This window comes from Algoriphagus sp., assembly GCF_024305035.1.
GTDB lineage: Bacteria > Bacteroidota > Bacteroidia > Cytophagales > Cyclobacteriaceae > Algoriphagus.
Window position 1 is genome coordinate 86,966 of record NZ_JAMWZB010000018.1, and the last position, 18,897, is coordinate 105,862.

At 43.5% G+C, this 18,897-nt stretch carries 15 protein-coding genes; 10 read left to right on the top strand and 5 right to left on the bottom strand.

Features of this window, described 5'->3' with window-relative positions; genetic code table 11:
* Window positions 1–23 precede the first annotated feature (23 nt).
* Genes Q0L00_RS11855 through menD form a run of 3 tightly spaced genes read left to right on the top strand, consistent with a single transcriptional unit; the run spans window position 24 to window position 3,339 of the window.
* On the top strand, window positions 24–446 hold the full coding sequence (locus tag Q0L00_RS11855; RefSeq protein ID WP_297337092.1) for a hotdog fold thioesterase: 423 nt from the start codon (window positions 24–26) through the stop codon (window positions 444–446).
* Window positions 443–1,654, top strand: coding sequence for a chorismate-binding protein (locus Q0L00_RS11860; protein ID WP_297337093.1), 1,212 nt, complete (start codon window positions 443–445; stop codon window positions 1,652–1,654). Before Q0L00_RS11855 ends, Q0L00_RS11860 begins: the two co-directional genes overlap by 4 nt.
* Entirely contained in the window at window positions 1,612–3,339 is a 1,728-nt protein-coding gene (menD, locus tag Q0L00_RS11865) for a 2-succinyl-5-enolpyruvyl-6-hydroxy-3-cyclohexene-1-carboxylic-acid synthase (protein WP_297337094.1), read from the top strand. The genes Q0L00_RS11860 and menD overlap by 43 nt, the downstream gene beginning before the upstream one ends.
* Here menD and Q0L00_RS11870 read toward each other — a convergent pair.
* From Q0L00_RS11870 to Q0L00_RS11880, 3 genes are all read right to left on the bottom strand, one after another.
* The gene (locus Q0L00_RS11870; protein ID WP_297337095.1) at window positions 3,336–4,640 is read right to left on the bottom strand and encodes an MFS transporter; all 1,305 of its coding nucleotides are present in this window, start codon (window positions 4,638–4,640) and stop codon (window positions 3,336–3,338) included. The two genes, menD and Q0L00_RS11870, sit on opposite strands and share 4 nt — an antisense overlap.
* A 65-nt stretch (window positions 4,641–4,705) precedes the next feature.
* On the bottom strand, window positions 4,706–5,506 hold the full coding sequence (locus Q0L00_RS11875) for a helix-turn-helix domain-containing protein (protein WP_297337096.1): 801 nt from the start codon (window positions 5,504–5,506) through the stop codon (window positions 4,706–4,708).
* A 224-nt stretch (window positions 5,507–5,730) separates the two neighbouring features.
* Window positions 5,731–6,597: a LysR family transcriptional regulator gene (locus Q0L00_RS11880; protein WP_297337097.1), complete on the bottom strand. Its 867-nt coding sequence runs from the start codon at window positions 6,595–6,597 to the stop codon at window positions 5,731–5,733.
* 168 nt (window positions 6,598–6,765) lie between these two features.
* Here Q0L00_RS11880 and hutH point away from each other — a divergent pair, with 168 nt between their 5' ends.
* The 7 genes from hutH to hutG all read left to right on the top strand — a co-directional run bounded on the left by hutH (window position 6,766) and on the right by hutG (window position 16,042).
* Entirely contained in the window at window positions 6,766–8,331 is a 1,566-nt protein-coding gene (hutH, locus tag Q0L00_RS11885) for a histidine ammonia-lyase (protein ID WP_297337098.1), read from the top strand.
* Between the two features lie 24 nt (window positions 8,332–8,355).
* Complete coding sequence (hutI, locus tag Q0L00_RS11890; protein ID WP_297337099.1) at window positions 8,356–9,627, top strand: imidazolonepropionase; 1,272 nt, start codon at window positions 8,356–8,358, stop codon at window positions 9,625–9,627.
* A gap of 113 nt (window positions 9,628–9,740) precedes the next feature.
* On the top strand, window positions 9,741–11,738 hold the full coding sequence (locus Q0L00_RS11895) for a urocanate hydratase (RefSeq protein WP_297337100.1): 1,998 nt from the start codon (window positions 9,741–9,743) through the stop codon (window positions 11,736–11,738).
* A gap of 515 nt (window positions 11,739–12,253) precedes the next feature.
* Window positions 12,254–13,198, top strand: a complete 945-nt coding sequence (locus tag Q0L00_RS11900; protein ID WP_297337101.1) for a hypothetical protein — start codon at window positions 12,254–12,256, stop codon at window positions 13,196–13,198.
* Window position 13,199: 1 nt separating this feature from the next.
* The gene (locus Q0L00_RS11905; protein WP_297337102.1) at window positions 13,200–13,844 is read left to right on the top strand and encodes a hypothetical protein; all 645 of its coding nucleotides are present in this window, start codon (window positions 13,200–13,202) and stop codon (window positions 13,842–13,844) included.
* Window positions 13,845–14,472: 628 nt separating this feature from the next.
* Window positions 14,473–14,907, top strand: coding sequence for a hypothetical protein (locus Q0L00_RS11910; protein WP_297337103.1), 435 nt, complete (start codon window positions 14,473–14,475; stop codon window positions 14,905–14,907).
* Between the two features lie 178 nt (window positions 14,908–15,085).
* The gene (gene hutG, locus Q0L00_RS11915) at window positions 15,086–16,042 is read left to right on the top strand and encodes a formimidoylglutamase (RefSeq protein WP_297337104.1); all 957 of its coding nucleotides are present in this window, start codon (window positions 15,086–15,088) and stop codon (window positions 16,040–16,042) included.
* A gap of 15 nt (window positions 16,043–16,057) precedes the next feature.
* On the opposite strand, the gene Q0L00_RS11920 is transcribed toward hutG, so the two are convergent.
* A complete protein-coding gene (locus Q0L00_RS11920) occupies window positions 16,058–18,268 on the bottom strand; it encodes a tetratricopeptide repeat protein (protein ID WP_297337105.1) in 2,211 nt (736 codons plus the stop codon).
* A gap of 72 nt (window positions 18,269–18,340) precedes the next feature.
* Window positions 18,341–18,760, bottom strand: a complete 420-nt coding sequence (locus tag Q0L00_RS11925) for an energy transducer TonB (protein WP_297337106.1) — start codon at window positions 18,758–18,760, stop codon at window positions 18,341–18,343.
* Window positions 18,761–18,897: the final 137 nt, after the last annotated feature.

Here is an 18,897-nt window from a genome sequence, read left to right on the forward strand (position 1 = left end):
AAAAACAAATCTGTCCAGAATTCATGGTATTTCGAACAAAGCCTGATCTTGTCCAACTCAACAGTAGCAGAAATTTGACTATGGTGGAGCATTTGGGCATTGAATTTACGGCCATTGGAGATGATTTTCTAGAGGCAACTATGCCAGTAGATCATCGAACCAAACAACCCATGGGCTTGTTACATGGAGGAGCCAATGTAGTGCTTGCCGAAACCCTGGGCTCGGTGGCTGCGTCGCTGACCCTTGATCTCACCACTCATGCCTGTGTGGGTTTAGAAATCAATGCCAATCACCTCAAAGCTGTCCAATCAGGCCATGTCAAGGGAAAAGCCAGCCCCATCCACCTTGGCAGAAGTACCCAGGTTTGGGAAATTAAAATCAACAATGAAGCGGGACAACTCTGCTGCATCAGCAGATTGACCCTGGCTATTTTGGAAAAAAAATGATTGAATCTCTGGTCACTCCTCGAATCGCCACCCAAGATGCGATTCAACACCTTTTACATGCCGCATTTTCCTCAGGAAAATCCTTTGCACTATGGAGAAAGCCCCAATCCAAACTTTTGGAACTGGTACTGGATTCCGAAGAATTGACCCGTAAAGTAGGAATGGGAATTGAAGAGCTCCCTGCTGGTTTTATCGTACATCCGTTCGAAGATCAGGAGAATAAACAAGCCTTTTTTATTAAAGCCTGTAGCTACTTTAGCCTGGACCTCAACCTAGAAAATCAAGAGGTTGAATTCCCGGATTGGGTCAAAGTCAATTCGGATCGGACTAGGCCCATCACCGCATACTTCAACCGAAAAAAGCCCAGTTCATCTGCTGAGAAAGAAAAACAAGACGTAGGGGAATCGAAAACCCATTTTATTGAGCTGGTCGAAAAAAGCATTCAATCGATCAAAGCAGGCTACTTGGAAAAAGTGGTTCCTGCCCGAACCAAGACGATCCCGATTTCGGAAAAATTTGATTTGGTGCAAAGCATTTGGGAATTGCTGTTTTCCTATCCCAATTCCTTTGTCAATTTTTTTCACATCCCCGAAATTGGAACTTGGCTGGGGGCAAGTCCGGAAATTTTGATCGAGACCAAAGGAAATGAATTTTATACCATGTCATTGGCTGGAACCCAAAAGGCTCAGGGGGACAATCCGCTCAAATCCGCTACCTGGACGCAAAAGGAAATCGAGGAGCAAGCGCTCGTGAGTCGATATATTGTGGATTGCTTTAAAAAAATCAGGTTGCGTGAATATGAAGAGCATGGACCTAAAACCGTACTAGCCGGAGATCTTTTACACCTACGCTCGGATTTTAGAGTGAATATGAAAGAAACAAATTTTCCTCAGCTGGGCTCTGTCATGTTGGACCTTCTTCACCCTACCTCGGCAGTTTGTGGGATGCCGCGAAAGCAGGCACATGATTTCTTAAAGGAACATGAGGATTTTGACCGGCGCTTTTTTGCAGGGTTTCTGGGCCCGGTTAATATTCAAGGCGGCACCTCGATTTATGTCAACCTCCGCACGGCATCTTTTGGCGAAAATGAAATCAAACTCTATGCTGGAGCTGGGGTAACTGAAGATTCCGACCCCGAAAAAGAGTGGGAAGAAACTGAACTAAAATGCCGAATTATCGGAAAGTTTTTTCAACCCCAATTACCTTGATTATCCAACCCATCATCGATCTGGTAGCGATCTGTGCCAAAAAAGGCATAGAACACGCCATCCTTTCTCCAGGTTCACGCTGTGCACCCCTGACTATAGCCTTTGCCCGGCATCCAAAAATTCAGGTGCGAACCATCTCTGATGAGCGATCTGCAGCTTTTATTGCCTTGGGCATGGCCCAGCAGCTGGAGAAGCCCGTCGTGCTGGTCTGTACCTCCGGGTCAGCAGCCCTCAATTATTATCCGGCCATTGCCGAAGCATTTTTCCAACAAATCCCCCTGTTGATTTTGACCGCAGACCGGCCTCCGGAATGGATCGATCAATGGGATGGACAAACCATTTACCAGCAGGAGGTCTATGGAAAACACGTCAAAAAAAGTATTCAGTTTCCCGATGAGTTCTCCAATCCGGATCAAGTATGGCATGCTTCCCGGATCGTAAACGAAGCCATCAACCTGTCTACTCAATTTCCGGCGGGGCCTGTACACCTTAATATTCCACTCAGAGAACCTTTTTATCCCACTTCTGAGGAAATCCTAACCTTTCCCGAGGAAGTAACAGAATTTTCTCCGGTAGCCAGCCAGGTCAAGCTCCGTTCTGAAAGCCTGGAGCAGCTTCACCGGCAACTGTCCCGGGTAAGTCGTCTCCTGATCGTACCCGGACAGCAGCGGCCAAACCCAGCCATTCAATCCTTATTGGATGAATTGGCTCAAAATCAACAGGTCGTGGTGGTGGCCGATACCATTTCCAATCTTCAGGCAGAACACCGCATCACGCTACACGATCATTGGCTGGGCCACGAGCCGCTGGGAGATCAATTGGCTCCAGACCTGGTGATTTCATTTGGCAAATCCCTGATTTCCAAACCCCTGAAACAGTTCCTTCGAAAGCATAAAATTACGCATTGGCACATCCAACCTAATGGACAGTCCAAAGACACCTTTCAACAACTCGCTCAAATTTTACCTTGTTCACCAGATGGGTTTTTAGCATGGCTTACCCAAAATTTACCTCCCCAATCGAGGGATTTTGCGCAGCGATGGGCAAGCTTAGAGCGAAAGGTTAAGCTTGCTCTACCCGAGATCCTGGATCAAGTGCCTTTTGGGGAATACTCAGCCCTGCACCTTGCATTAACACAAATCCCGGCCTCCTCAAAAATCCATTTGGCCAATTCCATGGCGGTTCGCTATGTGAATTTTTTAGGAAGGCGCACTCAAGAAATCAGTTGTAATCGCGGGACAAGTGGAATCGACGGATCCTCCAGTACTGCTGTAGGATGCACGTTTACCACGCAGGATCCCGTTACCTTAATCACCGGTGACTTGGCATTTTTTTACGACCGGAATGCCTTTTGGCACAATTATCCGATGCCCAACCTTCGCATCATTCTGTTGAACAATCATGCCGGCGGTATATTTCGCCTCATCGAAGGCCCTTCCCGTCAACCCGAATTGGAGGAGTTTTTTGAGACCAAACAGGCACTTCATGCCCAAAGCTTGGCTGCTGAATTTGGGTTTGGGTACCAAAAAGCTGAAAGCAAGAAGGAGCTTCAGGCCGCATTGGACAGCTTTTACCACTCAAGCACCCATCCCAAAATCCTGGAAATCTTTTCAGAAAGCGCATCGAATCAGCAAATTCTTCAGCAAGTCAAAACAAAACTAGCGCGACAGATTCTAGAAGATTAAACTTCTTGTAGCTTGGAAGCCAAACCTGCTGCACTAGCCACTAATCCTGCAAAAACCAGCAGCATGCCATCCGAACCAATCCAGGCCGATAATCCGCCCAGTGCCGCGGCAAGCAGGGTAAAACACCCTATTAAGGTATTGGAAAGGGAAACGTAAAGCGGACGTTCATCCTTTGGGGCAAAATCTACCAAATACGTTTTTCGGCTCAATCGTGCCCCGCCATAAATCATTACATGAATCAAAAAGAGCGCAGCAAAGGAATAAATGTTTTGACTGAAATCCGGCCAAAATGGAAATGAAAACATGGCCAAAATGGAGGCAAGTCCCAAAAGCGCGACCGTTCGCATCATTTTTCGGGAAGAGTAATCGGCAAATTTGCCCCAAAACGGGGAAGATAGGACCGCTCCTATTCCAGCTGCCAATACTAAAAACCCTAAATTCTTAACCTCAGCTCCCAATTCCCGCTGGGCGATCACCACAAAAAAGGGCTGAGCCAAGGGAATAGCCATTAAAAGCCCGCGAGTCAAAATAAATAATCTCAAATTGGAGTTTTCTTTCCAGAGTTTTTTGCCCTGTTTTAATTCGGCAATTGGCGAGCGACCACCCGAGGTGGCCCCCGGTTCCTCATGAATTGCGGCGAAAAAGCCTGCTGAAATCAACCAACAAGCCGCCCCTGCCAGCACTACCCAAAACAGGTAATTGAGGTCTTGGGATTTTTCCGCTTGCTGCAAGAATAAAAAAGCTCCTGCCAAAATGGTGAAAACCCCTCCCAAAGTACTTCGATAGGCCAATAGCTGACCCCGTTTTCCCTTGGTGATGGTCTTGGCCAACACGTCTTTGAAACTGATACTAGCTACCCCACTCGCTCCGCTAAATAAAGCCAAAAGCCCTAAAACCCAAATCCCAGCGGCTAGTTCTTGCTGGGTCTTCACGACCCAAGCCATGGCCAGAAGGCAACATCCCTGGAAGGCTGAGGGCAAAACCCAAAACCATTTTCTCCGGGAATAGGCCCGGATTTTGGCCGAAACTAGCAGTTGTGGCAAAAGTGAGCCGGCATCTTTGATGGGGACCAGAGCGCCCACCAAACCTCCCGGTACATTCAAAGCGGATAAAATCCAGGGAAGCGTAGTTCCCGGAGAAACCAATTGATTGGCTAATTTGGAGAAACCTCCACTGAACACATTTTTTAGAAAATTGCCCGGTACTTCCCGGCAGGATTGTTCGGAAATCGATTCACAGGCCCGTTCCTCCCCCTCATCGGTAATAAAATCGTAAACTTTTTCGCTAAACTGCTGCGCCATTAAAAAACCGAGTTAAAAGGAAAGGTTAAGAATGAAAAAAATGTTTGACTATTCCTAGTGAAATATCAGCCAATGGCAGGGGAATCGGGAGAACTGGGTCTCCCGATTTTTTGAATAAAGTAAATCATTAAGCCCAACTGCCCAATTTCAAAAAAGGTCAGAGGCAACAATCCGAATAGGACTCCGATCCCTGAGAAAATGAGAATCCCTGCAATCAATCCCAGTGCCCCAATGACCTGAGCCAATCCGTATTTTACCTGTTTAAATGCCAAGTAACTGGCACCCAAAAAGGCATACGCCAAGCCAAAAGCCTCCAGCTTAATCCAATAATAATCCTGAATGTTTAACATGGTGCTGTGTAAGGCCAACATATCCAAACTATACAGGACCACATTAAAACCGATCATGACCCATAGCGCTATTTTCAGGATCTTATTGGGAAAGTATTGCTCCAAGGCCAGTAAACCGCCCAAAAAACACAAGTAGCTCACACCAGTAATCAGCTTGATGGCAGTAAAGGCCGGCTTGTTGTTCACCACACCCGCTTCGATCCATTCGTATTCCATCCCGATTTCATAAAAGGCCAAGAAAAAGTAGAGTAAACCTGCTCCAAAGGCTAAATACAAGTAAATGGGCTTAGGTTTAGCTTGATTTTCATCCACGATTCGATCCGCCTCCCATTGGAAATCCAAGGCCTCAAACAGCGCTTTTATCGTGTAGCTTCTGGGGGTGACTTCACCTGCTTCTATCCGCTGAATGGTTCTCACGTTTAGGTTGCATTTTTCAACGAGCTCCTCTTGGGTGAGCCCTTTGGCTTTTCTCAATTCTGAGATTTTCTTGCCTAATTGGGGTTGTTTAATTTCCATAAGTTTTTTCTTTTTTGTTGTCCAGAAATGCGCCAGCATTCCTTTCCTCTAATGGGAACCTGAATTATTTTGCGCCTTTCCTCCTGATTTTTGTTTTTTTGTTTTACCCTGGCAAGATCTTTTAAAGCAGTGGAAATTAAGCCGAAACAAGAGCGGAATTGACCCGACATTCACCCGACATTTCCCAAAAATAGGACTTCTATCCAGTATTGCTCTAGTTTAGGTTAAATCAAGCTCAGGGCTTTTCCCAAAACCGGATTCCTGTTTTCACTTTTCCAAATGACCGAAAGCTCAGTGAATTGAGTTATTGCTGGAATTTCCATAAACCGAACTTTCAAGTCATATCCTTCCTTGAGGGAAGTCGGAATAATGGCCACCCCCAAGCCATTTTCCACCAGGCGAAAAATGGTCAAGGCATGAACCGACTTATGCTTGACTTGAGGTTGGAAACCAGCATCCCGGCAGATTCCCATAATCTGATCGTAGTAAAAAGAAGAATAATCCGATGAAAAAAGAATAAAGGATTCTTCGGCAAACTGAGCGAGGGTCTCAAAATTTTCTAAACCTATCGGATGAGCATTCGGGACCACCAAAGAAAAGGTATCCCTGAATACGACCTTTCGCTTCAATCCTAGCGGAACGGTGGCCAATCGGACGAAACCCAAATCCAACTCATCTTTTTGAATCATTTCCACTTGGAGTTGATTGCTCAATTCCTCCAAACTGGTGGTAATTTTTGGAAAAGCAGTCGTGAGCCTATGAAGTAAGTCGGGGAGAATTTGATTGGAGGCAGAACCCAAAAAACCAATTCTCAACTCCCCTTCACGTCCGGCTGCGATCTCCTTTACCTGGACTTGGGTTGTCTTAAGATGATTGAGTACAAAATCCACTTCCCCTTTCAGGTAAGCTCCTGCAGCGGTCAAGGAGACCTGCTTTTTATCCCGCTCCAAAAGCTGTACTCCCAGCTCTTCCTCGAGTTGCCTGATTTGCCGACTCAGGCCCGGCTGAGAGATAAATAGGCGCTCTGCCGCCTTTCGATAGTTCAATTCTTCGGCCACTGCCTGAAAATAGTTCAAATGCCTTAATTCCATTGATGCCTCACAGTTATTAATTACTAACAAAAATAGTATCAAAAAGCATCATATGAAATCGGTAATTTTACCGTATCTGAGCGATCTAGAAGACCATAAACGCTCAAAAACAGGTCAAACTCATTGAAAAGCCTTACTGCTTTTCATCAGCTCAACAATTCATTCCCTATGAAAACCTTCCACTTTGGAAAAGATAGACTCACAGCTTCATTAGCCATCGGGCTGGCAAGAAAGGAGATAACAGGCGTATTGAGTCTTGAAACCCTTCAGAAGGTCCAACATTCCGCAAAAGCAGTAGAAAAAATAGCTAAGGGAGATCGCCCTGTCTATGGAATTAATACAGGCTTTGGACCACTTTGCACGAGCAAAATTTCGACCGCCGATACCCAACTCCTTCAAGAAAACTTGCTCAAGAGTCATTCCGTCGGAGTCGGAGAACCGGTTGATCCGGAAATCACCAAATTGATGATGGTGCTAAAAATCCATGCCTTGGCACAGGGTTTTTCCGGAATTCGATTGGAAACCTTACAAGCAATACGCTGGATGCTTGAAAAGGACATTATCCCACTCGTGCCCATTCAGGGCTCAGTGGGGGCTTCGGGAGATTTAGCCCCTCTTTCTCATTTATTCCTGCCGTTGATTGGTTTGGGGCAGGTGAGTTTTGAGGGAAAAATCCAAAAAATGGAAACCGTGCTGAACAAATTCAACCGGCCCCCGGTCCAGTTGGGTCCAAAGGAAGGATTGGCCCTAATCAACGGTACCCAGTTCATGGCTGCCCATGGAGTCATTGTGGTTGCCAAACTTCATAACCTGCTTAGCCATGCGAGCATCAGTGGGGCAATGATGATTGAAGGGTTGATGGGATCCATCAAACCCTTTTTAGCAGAACTCCATCAACTTCGCCCCTTTTCCGGCAATCAACATGTCGCCCAAACCATCCTCCATCTTCTTCATCAATCTGAGATTCTAGCCTCCCATCTCCAGTGTGAACGGGTGCAGGACCCCTATTCCCTGCGCTGCATTCCTCAGGTTCATGGCGCAAGCTGGAATGCTTTTCTGCACCTGAAAGAAGCCATCGAAACAGAGATCAACTCGGTCACGGACAATCCGGTGGTATTTAACCCAGAGCATACCATTTCCGGTGGAAATTTTCACGGGCAGCCCATCGCCTTACCGCTAGACTATGCCACCTTGGCCGCCTCGGAGATTGGAAATATCGCCGATCGTAGGATTTATCTTTCCATTGAAGGAACCAGTCCAGGTGTTCCCAAATTGCTGCTCAATCAAACGGGACTGAACTCCGGATTAATGATCCCTCAATACACCACAGCGGCTTTGGCCTCAGAAAACAAAGGACTTTGTTTTCCTGCTTCGGCTGACTCCATCCCCACTTCTTTAGGCCAAGAGGATCATGTCAGTATGGGAAGTATTGGAGCAAGAAAAGCCCTTCGCGTAATTGAAAATGTAGAAAAAATTCTTGGCATCGAACTTTTATATGCTGCCCAAGCCATGGATTTTCATGCCCCCTTGCGGTCAGGAAAGATCCTGACCGCCATCCATCAGCATATTCGGGAAAGAATCCAGCACGTAGACTCCGATCGGATTCTTTATGAAGATATCCAGACAGCCATTGATTTGGTGAAAGGTGGGGATTTGCTCCATCTGGCAAAAGAAGTGGCAGATCGACAGGGATTGACTTTCGAGACAGCATGGACTGAGCTATTTAGCTATTAAATCCTTCAAGAAAAATTTACAAGCATGAAAAAGCGAACACTCATCGGTCCGATCACCCAAGTCCTGACCTTAGACCACCTTTCGCTCAAAGGAGCGCTGCAGGATGATCAATTGGAAATCTCCCACCAAGCAGGAATTTTGATTGAAGGTGGGAAAATTCATTCGGTTGGATCCTGGGAAAGGCTTTGCAGAAACTTTCCTCAAGCGGAGAAAGTTGAATTAAGCGCTGAATTTGTTGCTGTTCCCGGATGGGTAGATTGCCATACCCATCTTTGTTTTGGGGGTTCGCGGGCCAAAGACTTTGCCATGCGGAATGCCGGAAAAACCTATTTGGAAATCGCAGAAGCAGGGGGTGGAATCTGGGATACGGTCACCCAAACCCGGAAAATGTCTCAAAATCAATTAGCTCAACTCACCGCCCATCGTGCCAACCGGCACCTCTCGGCGGGGATCACCACCCTAGAAGTGAAAAGTGGTTACGGACTTTCGGTAGAGGAGGAATTGAAAATGCTTCGTGCCATCCAGCAGGCCAATACGCTTACCCAGACTGATCTGATTCCCACCTGTTTGGCAGCACACTTGGCCCCGAAGGATTTTTCAGGTTCAGCTTCGGACTATCTATACCAGATGGCTGAACGCCTTTTTCCAATTCTTAAACAGGAAAACCTCAGCAAGCGCATCGATGCCTTTGTTGAAAAAAGCGCCTTTTCTCCAGAAGAAATCAGACCCTACCTCCAAAAAGCAAAAGATCTGGGCTTTGATTTAACCCTACATGCCGATCAGTTTTCTGTGGGTGGATCCCAAGTAGCCGTTGCCTATGGTGCTCGTTCAGCTGATCATTTAGAGGCCTCCGGAGAAGTGGAAATTTCTTTATTAGCCCAATCCAACACCATTGCCGTGGCCTTACCCGGGGCATCCCTCGGCTTAGGTATGGGCTTTCCCCCCGCCAGGAAACTCTTAGATCAAGGAGGTAGCTTGGCCATTGCTTCGGACTGGAACCCGGGCTCGGCCCCCATGGGAGATTTGCTCACTCAAGCCTCCATTTTGTCCACCTTCGAAAAATTAAGTACCGCAGAAGTTTTTGCAGGGCTCAGCTTCCGGGCAGCGGCAGCTTTAGGGCTTTCGGATCGAGGTAAAATCTCTGCCGGATACCAAGCTGACGTTATTCTTTTTCCCACAGCTGACTACCGAGAGATCTTATACCACCAAGGCAAATTGACTCCAACTCAGGTCTGGAAAAATGGAAAAAAAACGGAACACGGATTCATCCCAATCGAGCCTCGAGCCCAATTCTAAGCTATCCACCCCAATGAATGGATACTCATACCCTACCCAAGTTGAGCAGTCGACCCCAGGAGAATGAGTATCCAACGGATCCCGGCTGACCATAGAACCCTAAAAACAAGCACATGCACGATCAAATCAAACAAGGCATTCCTTCCAGCCTACCGGCAAAAAAGTTTCCTAACCCGCGACTTTCTCATGCTCCCAAACGAAAGGATTTGCTTTCCCCTGAAGAAAAGAAACTCGCTCTAAAGAATGCCTTGCGCTATTTTCCGAAGGAATGGCATGGGGTATTGGCTCCTGAGTTTTTAAACGAATTAGCTGATTTTGGCCGGATTTACATGTACCGCTTTATGCCAGATTATCCCCTCTACGCTCGGCCGATTTCTGCCTATCCGGCTCAGTCTAAACAGGCAGCTGCCATTATGCTGATGATTCAAAACAACCTGGATCCAGCAGTTGCCCAGCATCCTGAGGAATTAATCACCTATGGAGGAAATGGCGCCGTATTCCAAAATTGGGCCCAATACCTGCTGACCATGAAATACCTTTCTGAGATGACTGATGAGCAGACGCTTCACCTGTATTCGGGACATCCCCTTGGACTTTTCCCTTCTTCAAAAGACGCCCCCCGAGTCATCCTCACCAATGGCATGATGATCCCGAATTACTCCAAACCGGACGATTGGGAGCGGTTTAATGCTCTTGGGGTTACCCAATACGGACAAATGACAGCAGGTTCGTTTATGTACATCGGCCCGCAGGGAATTGTTCACGGCACAACCATTACCGTAATGAACGCTTTTCGTAAAATATTAAAATCAGGAGAAAGCCCGAAGGGAAAAATCTTCTTCACTTCCGGTTTGGGTGGAATGAGCGGCGCCCAGCCCAAAGCCGGGAATATAGCAGGCTGTATCACCGTCTGCGCGGAGGTCAATCCTGCCGCTGCCCGAAAGCGACAGGAGCAGGGCTGGGTAGATGAACTGATTGAAGAAATGGATGAGTTGGTGGACCGGGTGAAAAAGGCAAAAACGGATCAAGAGGTCGTCTCCCTTGCTTTTCTTGGCAATGTGGTGGATGTTTGGGAGCGATTTGATCAAGAAAACATCTTTGTAGAGCTGGGTTCTGATCAAACTTCCCTGCATAATCCTTGGGCTGGGGGCTATTATCCAGTGGGGCTTTCTTTCGAAGAATCCAACCGATTAATGGCTGAAAACCCAAGCGCTTTTCAAACAAGGGTACAGGAATCCCTTCGGCGCCAAGCTGCTGCCATTCATCGCCACGCAGCCAAAGGGACTTATTTTTTTGATTATGGAAATGCTTTTCTTCTGGAAGCTTCCCGGGCTGGAGCAGCGATCATGGCTGAGAATGGAATCGATTTTCGCTACCCCAGTTATGTCCAAGACATCTTGGGCCCCCTATGCTTTGATTTCGGCTTTGGTCCGTTTCGATGGGTTTGTACTTCTGGCAAAGCGGAAGATCTTCGAAAAACCGATCAGATCGCCGCTCGGGTGATGAAAGAAATCATACCAGATGCACCCGCATCCATTTCACAACAAATGCAGGATAATATCAAATGGATCCAGGAGGCCGAAAGGAATATGCTAGTGGTCGGTTCTCAAGCCCGAATTCTCTACGCCGATGCAGAGGGTCGGACTAAAATCGCTGAGGCCTTTAACCGAAGTATTGCCACAGGTGAAATTTCGGCTCCGATTGTACTGGGTAGAGATCACCATGATGTGAGCGGGACGGATTCTCCCTTTAGGGAAACAAGCAATATCTACGATGGCAGTCGATTCACAGCCGATATGGCGATTCATAATGTGATCGGTGATAGCTTTCGTGGAGCCACTTGGGTTTCGGTCCACAATGGCGGGGGCGTTGGTTGGGGTGAAGTGATCAACGGTGGTTTTGGCTTAGTTCTAGACGGAAGTGAAGCGGCGGAGAAACGTCTTAACTCCATGCTTTTTTACGATGTAAACAATGGCATTGCTCGAAGGGCCTGGGCAAGAAATCCTGGGTCTATCCAAGCCATTCAGCGAGAAATGGAACGAAGCCCTCGCTTAAGGATTACAATTCCAAATTTGGTGGATGAGCAAATTTTAGAACACCTGATTGCATAACCGCAATTAAACCAATCTTTACCTAGACAAATCAGAAATAATATGTTAAATCTTAGTTAAGCACTTGTCTGATTTAAATGATGATGCTATAATTGGAAAATATTAACCTTTTAATTCTTAAATGCTATGAAAATTATTTCACCCCCCCCCCCCGGCTAAGCTTGGTCTAAGCCTTTTCAAAAAAAAGTCCTTTTTGACGTTATTTTCAATTCTTCTCATTGGATTTTCTTGTGTTCCAAAAGAAGAACCCACAAAAAGTCCAATTTCTCAGGAAATAGAAGCAATTCAGAAGGCAAAAAAATTGGATTGGTAAAAGTGAAAAGTTCCAGATTCTGGGAAAATATCCTGCAAAAGGGAAAAACCAAATAAAAGAGATAATATGGGATCAAGCAGTCTATCATCAAAATAAAACTATCCTAGAGGTTCCCCTTTCTTAGTATTTTCATGCGGTTCCCAGCGGAAATAACAAGACTACTGAAAGAATTAAGCAAAAACAGGAATTATCCTTTTTTCGTTTGATATTGATTCAAGATGCGAATAATAATTATCATCAATTAATCTTTAAATTTTTTCCAGAAGAGTTCTCACCTAATCTCGAAGAAATAACCGAAAATAGCTTTTTGAATTTAAGCAAGGAGTTTTCGGGAGATATTCGACCATTTAGTTGGGATGAGAAATTTGTCAGAGGCTGGAAAATCAGTGAGGGCCAAGTCACTGGATATACAAAGCCTTTTTACGATCAAGGTACAAAAGCTTCTGTTCAAAAAGAGAACCTGAGTCAAGATGGATGTTATACCTACATTGAAAACGAGTGTATGATTATCGAAAATGAGTTTGATTGTTACGAGTTTCCTGTAATTGTTTGCACAGAGGAAGAATTCCCTGATGAGGATTTTGAAGGCGGAATAAATTCCGACCCTTCATGGAATCAAAATGATTGGCATAGATTCTGGCCGGGTTTTGGTTATGGATATTCAAATACATATTATAATAGTACTACTTATTGGAACTCGGTATACGCCACACTTACCGATTATACATTTCAGTCAAATCCAGGAGTAAAAGATTACAATTCATTAAACCAATCTCAAAAACTATTACACATTTTAAATCACTTAGAAATTGCAAATCAACAAAATAGAAATGTAAGAATTAGAGATTTATTTTCTAATTTACCTTCTTATGGATCAGGAGGTCCTTTTACTGCTCCGGGAGGACCATATGAATCTGGAAATGCGTATCTAAAAATAAATGGTCAAAGTTATGTGATTGGATTTGTATTTGGAATTAAACAAGGTTATGACTACATCAATGTTCAAATATCACCTGATACTCATGATGCTTCATATAAAAACCAATATAACTATTACTTTGAAGATGTTTCTTACCCTGGAAGATCAGCCCTTGAAATCCTCCTACCCTTATCTTTGAGATCGTGGTTTGAATCAAAATTCTTTTAAAATGAAAAAATATATAATTATAATATTATTTGGTATAATTTCTTGTACGCCAAAAAAGGAAAAACCATTTCAAGAAGTATCCTTCGATGAAGTTATTGCTATTGATACCAATGTGAACACACCCGAATTTTCTGAAAGATTTCAGTCATTTGATCTTGAAAAGCCAATTTGGCAATACAATGAAAAAATTGTCCCTGAAGAATTAATAGAAAAAATCAAGGATGATAGTCTTTTATTTAAAGGTCAGAAAATAAAGAATATTTTAGCCATCGCTCCCCAATCGATAAGTAATGAAATTACCAGTAAAAATCAAGCAGAAGTATGGTTGGCAGATAGTACTGTCTCAATTATTATGCAAAATGAGGAAATCATATCAATTAATTTCGCAACTGGATCTAATTTAATTTATGGAGACTTGAATTTATTTTCTTTAACTCCATTAGACTATAAAGAAAAATTTCCAGGATCCTATCAAATGAGGAATTTCACTACGATATCTGATGATATTAATCAATATACGAGTATTGATTCTATCAAATCATTAGACTTTACTCAATTGAATACAAATTCGGGAAAACTTACTATAACTTGGATTAATGGTGATATTGAAAGGATTTTTTATAAAACCTTTCGACACAATAAATAGATTCTTAAATTATAATCCATTAATTACTAAAAAAATCCGTGCAGGGGAGAAATATTCTTCCCCTGCACTTTTAAAACCTCGTCTTGCAGATGACTCCAAATTGGCATCAACAAGAAGTCTAATTAAATATAAGATAGGCGTTGTAAAAAGTTACCTATCACCAATTAACCCAATATAGGATTAAAAGAAATAAAAAATTTGAAATAATTAATTTCAAGAAAAATCATATAATTTAAAACGGCAATACATTGAAGGAAAAAGTTTAATCAAATGATTTTAGCGTAACTGGCGATTATTGCGGGAGGCACACCCAATTAGAAAAATTTTATCTTGATTTGATCCATATCCCCTTAATCCTGTCTAGAAAAAATACCTTTGAAGGCAATTAGGTTTGAAATTGAACCAAATGGACAGCTTATCTTAAATAGATCAGTAAGGGGATCACATGAGAACCAGCTAGTACAATTGATATTTCAGATTAACTAAATATTATTTCCTTGTGGAAGATGCTTATATAATGAGAGTTAAAAATATAATAAATGGATAATCGTTTTGGTTCTTTTACACTTACGAAGGCTAGAAAACTGGTAGTTGATCGAATTTTGATGATTTTGAAGGAGGATAAATTATGAGAATTTTCGCTTTTTCCATCTTTTTTCTTGCCCTTTTGGGATGTGGCCGGTTTACACCTACAAAAATTGATTTGGTGATCCCCGATCAAATTCCCGTTAAATTCCAACTAGATTTTACCAAGCTGGCTTCTCCACCGAATTGGGATTCTTTACTAGTTGTGAAACCTTATGCCGACCCAAATTTTAACCAACTAAAGGGGTATGATACCCTTTCGAGTTTAACTCAAACTGATATCCATATTTTGGTTCTGTTTGTGGATCATCAGCGGATTGTGGCTTATTCTCTTGTCCCAAGAATTCTAGATTTGAATCAGTTATGGGAAAATTCAGAATCTTCGGTTAAAGACCATTACAGTTTTCCAAAAGAAGAGGCAAAATTCACTTTTGAAAAGGAAGAAGGTATGTATGTTTTAACGACAAAAAACCCTTAAAAATCTTTACCAATGGAATCGGGCATGACTAAAAAATCACACACCGGGATGATGAGAATTGCGAGATTCCATGTGACTTTTGAAATCAATTATAACCACATGAAACCCTAATACCGGTTAAAAATTAACAGTAAAGTCTCTACAATTTCGTAATTTGATAGGGAAAACTGAAAATCTCATGGCGATCCATCGCAATCCAAGCGCTGAAAACTGGAATGGTAGAACATCCGAACTACCTGACTATTGGCATCAATTTGTCCACTGCATTTCTGATCTCAACTTTTCTCAGGAAGGCGAAAAGAAAATCGGGATTTTGGGTTATCCTGTCGAGGAAGGAGTCCGAAGAAATCAAGGAAGACCCGGAACCAAAGAAGCGCCCCTACTCATCAGAAAGCTTTTGGGAAGTACGGCCTTTCACCTTGGGGAAAAAGTCCGTGTTTATGACTACGGAGATATTTCCATCCGAGAAAAGGACTTGGAAGAGGCACAGCTAGAAGTTGCTGAGCTTCTTCAGAAATTGATCCAAAGCCAGCATTTCCCGGTAGTGCTTGGCGGGGGGCATGATCTAGCCTATGCCCATGGAAAGGGGCTAATCAGTCAGGTTAAATCCAAAGGTGAAAAGCTCGGAATCATAAACTTGGACGCTCATTTTGATCTTCGTCCCTTGGTAAATGGAAAAGGACATTCGGGATCACCCTTTTTTCAACTCTCAAAAGAATTTCCAACGGACTTCAATTACCTAGCCTTGGGTATCCAACGAGCAGCAAATCCGATTTCACTTTTTCAAAAGGCAGAGGATATCAAGGCAAAGTACTTGGTGATGGAACAATTTCGATTACACAATTGGGAGTATATTGAGGAGCAAATCATCTGGTTTTTAGACTCAGTCAACAAAGTATACCTAACCATTGACTTAGATGGCTTCTCTTCGGCTTTTGCTCCTGGGGTTTCGGCTCCATCACCGATGGGATTTTCTCCCCAGATTGCCTTTAAAGTATTTGATCTTATCGCAAAAAGTAAAAAGCTGATCAGTTTGGATGTGGTGGAGTTAAATCCCCGATTTGATCAAGATCAGGCAACGGCACGACTAGCGGCAAGATGCGTGGAATATATTCTTAGAAAAGTATTTACCTAAAAAACCAAAATATCCCTAAGCAGCCAAACTCGATTCCTTAAATTGAATCAAAAAGCTCGTCCCTCCCTGACTTTGTACATTCATCGTTCCATTGATTTGACGGGTAAGGCTATTGACCAGCCTTAATCCCAAAGTGGGCGATCGCTCGATATCCATATCCTGACTTAAGCCCTTTCCCGTATCGGCCACCAAAAGCTCAAATTCCCCCGGGCCTGTGGCTGCAAGCTTGATTTTTATCGTTCCAGTTTGGGTATCTTCAAAAGCATATTTTAGCGCATTACTCAATAATTCATTGGTAATCAAACCTAGGGGTATCGCCGTATCAATATCCAAATTGATTTCCTCACTGTCTATTTCCACTTGTATTTTCTTATCCGTCCGATAGGTTTGCGTTAGAAAATCACTTAACTGAATCAAGTATTCCCGCATATTAATCGCCGAGAGGTTATCGTATTGATAGAGTTTTTCGTGAATCAAGGCCATCGTTTTGACTCGGCTTTGGCTTTCCTTCATCGCATCAATCATCTTCAGGTCATTCATTCTCCTGGTTTGCATACTGAGCAAACTCGATATAATTTGAAGATTGTTTTTCACCCGATGATGGATTTCTTTTAAGAGCATTTCCCGCTCTTGGTTTTGTTTTTCAATCTTTTGGTTCTTTTGGGTCAAAAGATCATTCGCCTTTTGCTTAACTCGGGAGCGATTGTAAAAAAGGGCTGCTACGACCAAAAACATAAAAATCCCTCCTATTGCCAAATAAATTTGGGCTTGTTGCCGCTCTGCTTTTAGCCCCTGCACTTGGCTCTGCTGGTTCAAGAGCTCGATTTCTTGATCCTTTTTTTCGGTTTCAAAAGCCGTTTGAGTTTCTAAAAGTTGCTTGACTCTTGTTTCGTTTAAGACACTATCACTGTATTGCTTGTAAGCAATCTGTGATTCATAGGCCAACTGGTAGTTCCCGCTTCGTGCATACAGGTCTGCCAGTGCAAAATAGACGTCTCGAAGCCCATTGGGTTGTCCAAATTCGCTGCGTAGGGCTAGGGCTTTTTTCAAAAAATCCTCCGCCAAAACAAATTGGCCGGTTCGCGCATAAGAGGTTCCCAGATTATGATAAATGGATGCGATTTCCCGGCTTTGATCCGAATTCATCACGGCTAAAGCCTCCTGGTAATCGGCGATGGCTTGGGGGAAATTCTCCTGCCTGAAATGAATTCGCCCTCTCAAAATCCGGCCTCTCGTGCCTCCTTCGGATTGCTTACTTTCATCAAAAAAAGCGAGCCCTCTATCCACATAGAATCGGGCTGAATCAAATTGCTCCTGATCCAAAAAATAATCAGCCAGCTCGTAATCCAACTCTGCTAAAATCAATTTATTCTCTTTTTTAGTGGCAAAATCTCGGGCCTTATTCAGGTAAAGTCTCCAATTATCCCAATCTTCCAATCGCTCGTAGATTTTAGTCAAGTAAAGATGTCCCGCATTGGCTTGACTCCAATCTTCATTTTTCTCAGAAATTCGAAGCCCTTTCAACGCAAAATTTAAAGCACTGTCCAAATTCCCGATGTTGAGGTGTACATTGCTTTTATTGTAAAACAAATTCGTCCATCGACTATCTTCCGGATCGGTCCGGATACTTAAAACAGAGTCTGTTTCATTCAAATAGGTTAACGCTTTGCGGTACTCACCTTGGTAGCTGTAGGCCAAGCCTAAGTTTTCCAAGGCCACTGCTAAACCGGCCAAATCATCTGCTTGGGAAAAAATGGGAATGGCAACCAAATAACTGTCGATCGCCCCCTGATAATCCGACTGCCGCTCTTTAATGATCCCCAAATTCATTGCCATCCCTGCAGCGTCCTTCTCCCGTCCTCCTTCTGCGTAATGAATCAAGGCTTGCTCAAAATTGGATTTAGCAGCCTCAGTTTGTCCTCTATAAAACTCCAAATTCCCCAAATAATGAAAGGTCGTGCCCAAAACATCGGGTTGGTCTTGGAGTCGAGTATCCTTAATCAAATCGGAAAAAAGATCAAAAATTTCCGGAGCAAGGGTCTTCTCGCCTTGATTATACACCAGTTGAATCAAAGTAATCGCTTCCTGGCGATTTTCTGTCTGGATTCGCTTTTCAATCCCATCAAGGTACAATTGTAAGGAGTCCTGAACCCAGCGATCCTCCGCTGTTTGAGCGAAGGATAGCTGGGAAATCAGAAAAAGCAGAAAGACTACGAATTGACGCATGGAGAACTAATCATAAGCTAAACAATCTTTTAAATTAGCTTTATTTGGTAAAAGTAAAAACCTCAGCTCTGCTCAATTCAATTCGAAACGAATGGGAAGTTGGTATTTTAGTTTTACTGGAATGCCATTTTGAGCGGCAGGTATCCAGTCCGGCATTTTATGGATTAGTTTTAGGGCTTCCGCATCGAGGATTTCGCAAACTGATTTTTTGATTACGGGCTGACTGATTTTTCCTGATTTTTCGATAAAAAATTCCACGAGTACGGTCCCTTCATGGCCTTTGACCTTTGCCTGAGGCGGATAGTTAAAATTTTTGGACATGAAATCGACCAGCGCTCCATGGCCTCCCTTAAATGCGGGTTGGGAAGAAGACATCATACTGACTAGGGAAAGTTCCGGATAGGGCGTAAATGCCATTTGATTTTGGGCAAAAAGCATTTGGACTGAAACTAAAAAACAAACAACTACAAGATAGATAGGTCGAGCTTTCATGATTAAAGGCGGTTAACTTTTGTTCCATGAAACTACCTTTAATTCTCACGCAGCTCGAGGGAATGGGTAAGAACTGCTTAAACCGCAATTATGCAATAGGAATAGTAAAGTTTCCCAAAATCTTTGAAAGGGAAGAG

What these genes read in the sequence shown, in the direction of transcription:
- Q0L00_RS11855 (WP_297337092.1), top strand. Translation starts at nt 24, where the DNA reads ATGGTATTTCGAACAAAGCCTGATCTTGTCCAACTCAACAGTAGCAGA.
- Q0L00_RS11860 (WP_297337093.1), top strand. Translation starts at nt 443, where the DNA reads ATGATTGAATCTCTGGTCACTCCTCGAATCGCCACCCAAGATGCGATT.
- menD (WP_297337094.1), top strand. Translation starts at nt 1,612, where the DNA reads ATGCCGAATTATCGGAAAGTTTTTTCAACCCCAATTACCTTGATTATC.
- Q0L00_RS11870 (WP_297337095.1), bottom strand. Translation starts at nt 4,640, where the DNA reads ATGGCGCAGCAGTTTAGCGAAAAAGTTTACGATTTTATTACCGATGAG.
- Q0L00_RS11875 (WP_297337096.1), bottom strand. Translation starts at nt 5,506, where the DNA reads ATGGAAATTAAACAACCCCAATTAGGCAAGAAAATCTCAGAATTGAGA.
- Q0L00_RS11880 (WP_297337097.1), bottom strand. Translation starts at nt 6,597, where the DNA reads ATGGAATTAAGGCATTTGAACTATTTTCAGGCAGTGGCCGAAGAATTG.
- hutH (WP_297337098.1), top strand. Translation starts at nt 6,766, where the DNA reads ATGAAAACCTTCCACTTTGGAAAAGATAGACTCACAGCTTCATTAGCC.
- hutI (WP_297337099.1), top strand. Translation starts at nt 8,356, where the DNA reads ATGAAAAAGCGAACACTCATCGGTCCGATCACCCAAGTCCTGACCTTA.
- Q0L00_RS11895 (WP_297337100.1), top strand. Translation starts at nt 9,741, where the DNA reads ATGCACGATCAAATCAAACAAGGCATTCCTTCCAGCCTACCGGCAAAA.
- Q0L00_RS11905 (WP_297337102.1), top strand. Translation starts at nt 13,200, where the DNA reads ATGAAAAAATATATAATTATAATATTATTTGGTATAATTTCTTGTACG.
- Q0L00_RS11910 (WP_297337103.1), top strand. Translation starts at nt 14,473, where the DNA reads ATGAGAATTTTCGCTTTTTCCATCTTTTTTCTTGCCCTTTTGGGATGT.
- hutG (WP_297337104.1), top strand. Translation starts at nt 15,086, where the DNA reads ATGGCGATCCATCGCAATCCAAGCGCTGAAAACTGGAATGGTAGAACA.
- Q0L00_RS11920 (WP_297337105.1), bottom strand. Translation starts at nt 18,268, where the DNA reads ATGCGTCAATTCGTAGTCTTTCTGCTTTTTCTGATTTCCCAGCTATCC.
- Q0L00_RS11925 (WP_297337106.1), bottom strand. Translation starts at nt 18,760, where the DNA reads ATGAAAGCTCGACCTATCTATCTTGTAGTTGTTTGTTTTTTAGTTTCA.